The sequence below is a fragment of the Streptomyces sp. NPDC045899 genome, from assembly GCF_056431485.1.
Map to the genome: position 1 here is coordinate 1 of NZ_JBWKKP010000057.1, position 6,000 is coordinate 6,000.

Here is a 6,000-nt window from a genome sequence, read left to right on the forward strand (position 1 = left end):
GAGCCCCGTATCCCGGTGGTCTCGAACGTGTCGGGCGAGCTGGTGACGGGCTTTGATGCCGAGTACTGGGTGCGTCATGTGCGGCAGGCGGTGCGCTTCGCCGATGGTGTGGCGACACTCTGGGACCTCGGTGTGCGGCGGTTCCTGGAGCTGGGCCCGGACGCCGTCCTGACCGCCATGGCCCGTCAGTCCGTTGAGGACGACTCCGAGGCCGCGTTCCTTCCTGCCCTGCGTGCCAAGCACGCCGAGTGCGACACGTTCGCCGCCTTCCTCGGCCGTGCCCACACCGCGGGCCTGGAAGTCGACTGGACCGCCTTCTACGCCAACACCGGGGCTCGGTCCGTCGATCTGCCCACCTATGCCTTCCAGCGCGAGAACTACTGGCTGATGCCGTCGGCGCGGGGTGATGTCGCGGCCGCCGGTCTCGATGAGGTCGAGCACCCCGTGCTGGCCGCCTCCGTTCAGCTGGGGGACCGCGACGAGTGGCTCTTCACCGGCCGCCTCTCCACCGAGACCCAGCCCTGGGTGCGTGACCACGTCGTGCTCGGTGCGGTGATCGTGCCCGGTACGGCCTGGGTGGAGCTGGCATCCGTCGCCGGTCGCCGCGTGGGCGCCCCGGTGGTGGACGAACTGGTGATGGAATCCCCGCTGTTGCTGGAGGAGGACTCCGCCGCGCAGCTGCGTGTCACCGTCGGTCCGGCCGGTGAGGACGGCCGGCGTGAAGTGGCGGTGTTCGCCCGTCCCGAGGGCGGGGACGACGAGCAGCCCGAGCTGACCTGCCACGCCCGCGGCTGGCTGGCCGCGGAGGACACCACACCGGTGTCGTCGTGGTTCCCGGCACAGTGGCCGCCGGCCGGTGGCACCGAGATGACCGCGGACGTGCTCTACGCGGGAATGGCCGAGCTCGGCTTCGATTACGGGCCGCTGTTCCAGGGGGTGCGCGCGGCGTGGCAGGTCGACGGCGACTGTTACGCCGAGGTCGCCCTGCCCGGTGACACCGGCGGCGAGGGCTTCGGTATCCACCCGGCGCTCTTCGACGCCTCGCTGCACTCGGGTCTTCTCCAGGACGACGGGCCCAGGGACACCGCCTTCCTGCCGTTCTCCTGGTCCGGTGTGCGCACCGGGCGGAGCGGACTGTCGCGGGTACGCGTCCGGATGCGGCGGGTGGACGAGACGGCCTTCGGCCTCGACGTCGTCAGTGAGCACGGGGAGCCGGTGCTGAGCCTGGCCCGGCTGGACATGCGTCCGGTCGACCCGGCCCAGCTCGAGCGGTTGCGGCACGGCGGCCGTCAGTCGGTCTACCGGCTCGACTGGTCCCCGGTCGCGGTCGGCGCGGGGCAGCAGCCCGTCCGGGCGGCCGTGCTCGGCGCACTGGCCGCCACCGGCGACCGGTTCCCGGACCTGGCCGCGCTGGAGACGGCCCTCGCCGACGGCGCGTCCGCGCCGGGGCTGGTGCTGGCCGCCGTCGACACCCCCGACGGCGAGGTGGCCGGTGCCGCACGGGAGGCCGCCGCGGGCGCGCTGGCGCTGGTGCAGCGCTGGTTGGCCAGTGAGTGGCTGGGCGAGGCCCGGCTGGTCGTGGTCACCCGGCGCGCGGTGTCCGTCGGTGGCGAAGCGCCGGACACCGCGCAGGCCGCGGTGTGGGGCCTGCTGCGCAGCGCCCAGTCCGAGCATCCGGACCGCTTCGTCCTGGTCGACCTGGACGGCGACGAGCCGGACTGGGCCGGAGTGCTCGACGGGGACGAACCGCAGCTCGCCGTCCGTGGCGACCAGACGTTCGCGCCGCGGCTGAACGCGGCCGTCGCTCCCGCCGATGACACCTGGCGGCTGTCCGTCACGCGCAAGGGCTCACTCGAGGACGTGGAGGTCGTCGCCTCCGACGCTCGTCGTCCCCTCGCCGCCGACGAGGTGCGGATCGGCGTCCGTGCCGCGGGCGTGAACTTCCGGGACGTGCTGATCGCGCTCGGTGTGTACCCCGACGACGTACCGCTGGGCGCCGAGGCGGCCGGTGTGGTGCTGGAGACCGGTCCCGAGGTCACCGACCTCACCGTGGGCGACCGGGTGTTCGGGATCGTGATGGAGTCCTTCGGCCCGGTGGCCGTCGCGCCCCGGGCGCTGGTCGCGCCCATGCCGGAGGAGTGGTCGTTCACCCAGGCGGCCTCGGTACCGGTGGCCTACGCGACCGCCTACTACGGCCTGGTGGACCTGGCCGGACTGCGTGCGGGGGAGCGGGTGCTGGTGCACGCCGCCGCCGGTGGTGTGGGTACGGCCGCCGTGCAGATCGCCCGGCACCTCGGCGCGGAGGTGTTCGCCACGGCCGGTCCGTCCAAGCAGGAGGTGGTGCGGGCCGCCGGTGTCGCGGGCGACCACATCGCCACCTCACGCGAGACCGGTTTCCGGGACGCCTTCCTGGAGGTCACCCAGGGCGCCGGGGTGGATGTGGTGCTCAACTCGCTCACGGGCGAGTTCGTGGACGCCTCCCTGGACCTGCTGCCGCGCGGCGGCCGGTTCGTGGAGATGGGCAAGGCCGACATCCGTGACGCAGAGGCGGTCACGGCGGAGCGCGCGGATGTCGCGTACCGCGCCTTCGACCTGTGGGAGGCGGGGCCGCGGCGGCTGGGTGAGCTGCTGACCGAGATCGTGGCCCTGTTCCGGCGGGGTGTCCTGGAGTTCGCGCCGATCCGTACCTGGGACGTGCGGCAGGGCCGTGAGGCGCTGCGCCACCTGCGCGAGGGCCTCAACGTCGGCAAGGTCGTCCTGACCGTTCCGGCGCCCTTGGGCCCGGAGGGCACGGTGGTGGTGACCGGTGGTACGGGTGGTCTGGGTGCGTTGTTCGCCCGTCATCTGGCGGATGTGCATGGTGTGCGTGATCTGTTGTTGCTGAGTCGTCGGGGTCCGGAGGCCGATGGTGCCGCCGCGTTGGTGGCGGAGTTGGAGGGTCTGGGCTGCCGGGCGCAGGTCGTCGCGTGTGATGTGTCCGATCGTGAGCAGTTGGCTGTTGCGCTGGGGTCGGTGGGTCGTCCGGTGACGGGTGTGGTGCACGCGGCCGGTGTGCTGGATGACGGTGTGGTCGAGTCGTTGTCGCCGGAGCAGGTCGAGCGGGTGATGCGGCCGAAGGTGGACGCGGCATGGCATCTGCATGAGCTGACCGCCGGCATGGACCTGTCGGCGTTCGTACTGTTCTCCTCGGTGGCGTCGCTCATGGGCAGCCCTGGGCAGGCCAACTACGCGGCGGCGAATGGTGCGTTGGATGCGTTGGCGGCGTCGCGTCGTGCGGTGGGGTTGCCTGCCACGTCGCTGGCGTGGGGTCTGTGGTCGGAGGCCGCGGGCATGGCCGCCCAGCTGGGCCAGGAAGAACTCGCCCGGCTCGAGCGCATGGGCATGAGCGCGCTCACCGCCGAGACCGGACTCGCCCTGTTCGACCAGGCGCTGGACGTGGACGCGGCCGTGGTGGCGCCGGTGCGGCTGGAGACGGCCGCGCTGCGTGCCCAGGCGCGCGCCGGAATGCTGCCGCCGCTGCTGCGCGGCCTGGTCCGCACCCCGGCCCGGACGGTCGACACCGGTGCCGCGGCGCTGGCCCAGCGGCTGGCCGGAGTGCCGGAGGCGGACCGTGAGCGAATCGTGCTCGAACTGGTCCAGGCCCAGGTGGCGTCGGTGCTCGGACACGCCTCGGCGGCTTCCGTCGACCCCGAACGCGCCTTCAAGGAGCTCGGCTTCGACTCGCTGAGCGCCGTCGAACTGCGCAACCGGCTCACTCAGGCCACCGGTGTGCGGCTGGCCGCCACTGTGGTGTTCGACCACCCCAGCCCGGCGGCCATCGCCCGCCACCTGCTGCCGGAGATCGTTCCGGACGGGGCCGCCAGGCCGCGGTCCGAGGAGGACGAGATCCGCGCGCTGCTGGTGTCGATCCCCATCGACCGGCTGCGCCGGGCCGGGCTGCTCGGCACCCTGCGCGAACTGGCGGACAGCGACCCGCCGGAGGAGGTCGGCGAGGACGGGGAGACCGCGTCGTTCGAGGACATGGACGCGGAAGCCCTGATCCGGATGGCTCAGGAGGACCTCGCATGACCCCCGCCGGGAACGCCGTCGCCGCAATGGGCTTGGAGACGAAGGAATAGACATGGCCACCGATCAGAACCAGCTCATCGAGGCGCTCCGGAAATCCCTCAAGGAGACCGACCGACTCCGCCAGCTCAACAAACGACTGCTCGCCAACGCCAGCGAGCCGCTGGCCATCGTCGGCATGAGCTGCCGCTACCCCGGCGGTGTCACCTCCCCGGACGAGCTGTGGGAGCTCGTGTCGTCGGGGCGCGACGCCGTCAGCGCACTGCCCACCGACCGTGGCTGGGACCCGGAGCGGATCTACGATCCGAGCATGCGCCGGCCCGGCGCCGTGTCCACCAGCGGCGGCGGGTTCCTCGACGGGATCGCCGAGTTCGACGCCGAGTTCTTCGGGATCAGCCCGCGCGAGGCGCTGGCCATGGACCCGCAGCAGCGGCTGCTGCTGGAGGCGTCGTGGGAGGCGTTCGAGGACGCGGGCATCGACCCGACGTCGCTGCGCGGCAGTGACACCGGCGTCTTCTGCGGCGTCGGCACCACCGACTACTGCACGGCGCCCGCGGGCAGCCTGCCGCAGATCGAGGGACTGCAGCTGACCGGCGGGGCGGCCAGCGTCTCCTCCGGCCGTATCTCCTACGTGTTCGGTCTGGAGGGCCCCGCGGTGTCGGTCGACACCGCGTGCTCCTCTTCCGCCGTCGCCCTGCACATGGCCACCCAGGCGCTGCGCGCGGGCGAGTGCTCCATGGCCCTCGTCGGCGGGGTGACCGTCATGTCCGGGCCGTTCCTGCTGGCCGAGTTCAGCCGCCAGCAGGCCGTCTCCCCGGACGGCCGCTGCCGTGCGTACGCGGCGTCGGCCGACGGGACCGGTTTCTCCGACGGTCTGGGTCTGGTGGTGCTGGAGCGGCTGTCCGACGCCCGGCGCAACGGCCGGAAGATCCTCGGACTGATCCGCGGTACCGCGGTGAACCAGGACGGTGCGAGCAACGGTCTGACCGCGCCGAACGGCCCGTCGCAGGAACGGGTGATCCGGCAGGCGCTGGCCAACGCCGGGCTCTCGGCGTCCGAGGTGGACGCGGTCGAGGGTCATGGCACCGGCACCGTCCTCGGTGACCCGATCGAGGCCCATGCGCTGCTCGCCACCTACGGGCGCGAACGTGGCGGCGATCCGCTGTGGCTGGGGTCCATCAAGTCGAACATCGGCCACACCTCCATGGCCGCGGGCGTGGCCGGTGTCATCAAGATGGTGATGGCGATGCGGCACGGACAGCTGCCGCGGACCCTGCACGTGGACGCGCCCTCGCCGCACATCGACTGGGAGGCGGGCGAGGTCGCGCTGCTGACCGAGGCCCGGGAGTGGGCCGTGGGGGAGAAGCCACGCCGCGCCGCGGTGTCCTCGTTCGGGGTGAGCGGCACCAACGCCCACATCATCCTGGAGGAGGCCCCGGCCGAGGAGCCCGCCGAGGACACCGCCGCGCCGCGTCCGCTGACCGCCGTCCCCGTGACGGTGTCCGGACGCACCGCGGCCGCGATGCGCGCCCAGGCCGACCGGCTCCGCGCGCACGCGCTGGCGCGACCGGACCTGTCCCCGGCCGACCTCGGCTTCTCCACGGCCACCACCCGGGCCCATCTGGAACACCGCGGTGTGGTGGCGGCCACCGACCGCGACCAGCTGCTCGCCGGGCTGACCGCGCTGTCGCTCGGCGAGCCGTCCCCGGTGGTCGTCGAGGGCCGTGCCACGCCCGGTGCCAAGCCGGTGTTCGTGTTCCCGGGTCAGGGTGCGCAGTGGGAGGGGATGGCGGTCGGTCTGCTGGACTCTTCGCCGGTGTTCGCGGCGGAGGTCGCGGCGTGTGGTGAGGCGTTGTCGGAGTTCGTGGACTGGCGTCTTGAGGATGTGCTGCGTGGGGTGGAGGGTGCGCCGTCGCTGGAGCGGGTGGATGTGGT

At 72.8% G+C, this 6,000-nt stretch carries 2 protein-coding genes; both read left to right on the top strand.

All coding sequences use genetic code 11. The annotated features are described in order from the left end of the window. Positions 1 to 15: 15 nt before the first annotated feature. Positions 16 to 4,068, top strand: coding sequence for an SDR family NAD(P)-dependent oxidoreductase (locus tag AC07FT_RS36200; RefSeq protein ID WP_479180413.1), 4,053 nt, complete (start codon positions 16 to 18; stop codon positions 4,066 to 4,068). A 46-nt stretch (positions 4,069 to 4,114) separates the two neighbouring features. Beyond that, a partial coding sequence (locus AC07FT_RS36205; RefSeq protein ID WP_479180414.1) for a type I polyketide synthase occupies positions 4,115 to 6,000 on the top strand: 1,886 nt, incomplete at its 3' end.